This is a genomic window from Desulfovulcanus sp. (genome assembly GCF_982781345.1).
On record NZ_CEYAEZ010000200.1, the window covers coordinates 1 to 1,088 of the forward strand.

The 1,088-nt window shown below is 30.0% G+C and carries 1 protein-coding gene; it reads left to right on the forward strand.

Annotated features, from left to right (window positions below; genetic code table 11):
- Positions 1-127: 127 nt before the first annotated feature.
- A partial coding sequence (locus AC3WVG_RS12210; RefSeq protein WP_488798391.1) for a helicase HerA domain-containing protein occupies positions 128-1,088 on the forward strand: 961 nt, incomplete at its 3' end.

Below are 1,088 nucleotides of genomic sequence, written 5' to 3' on the forward strand. Positions count from 1 at the left end.
TTGCTAAGAAGTCTACAGCAATCTTGTATAGACAGGCTGTAATTTATAGTTTAGTTAGAGGTATATCAATAACACATGATACTTATGAAGAGTATGTTAGTATTAGAAGAGAGTATAGTGATTAGATATGTACGATATTAAACATATTGCAGATATTGAGAAAGATGTTAAGACTAGGTTAGAGAAGGCTAAAGAAATTGCAGAAAAGTTTGGAAATATTATAGGATTTGTTACTAGAGTTGAACCTGTTGAGATTACTATAGATAAGAGATTTATATCTATAGAAATTCCAGGTATTTCATATCTAAATAATGAATTAAATATTGGTGATTTTATTGGAATTATAACAACTACAAGACATAGACTTATACTTGGTAGAGTTGTTGGTATTGAGAGAAGACACATACTTGCAGAAGCTGGTGTAAAGCCAAGTCCTGATATTCTAGATATAGCAGAGCCAGGAGATATTTCAGGATTGTTAACTCCTGCAAAAGTTAAAGTTGAATTGATAACTGAATGTGAAAATTTTGATCATTGTGATCCAAGTACAGTATATACTCCAATAGATCCAGCAAGTCCTGTAATCAAGCCAAATTCTAGATATATAGCTAGACTATTAGGACTACCTGAAAATGGTATACTTCTAGGTAAACTATTTGTTGGTGGTAGAGAAATTGATATTGATGTTAAAATTCCTGAATATGCACTCTATGAACATATACTCGTTGTAGGTACTACAGGTAGTGGAAAGACAGTATTATTGAAGAATATTGCACTATCATCAGTTTATGAAATTGAGAATGTTAGCGTTATAATATTTGATCTACAGGGTGATTATCTACATCTAACATTACCACCAAAAGATAGTAAGAATATAGTCTACAAACCTATAGATAAACTAACTGTAGTATTTCCAATAACTAAGAAGTTTTTAAGAGATTATAGTAAGAAAATTATAAAATATGCAGAAGATAAGTTAAGAGAAGAGGAGGGTGAAGATTTAAGTTTAATAGATATTGAAGACGTTGAGAAATATTCAAGATATATAATGTATGCAATATCTAGAATATTTATAGAGAAGACATATC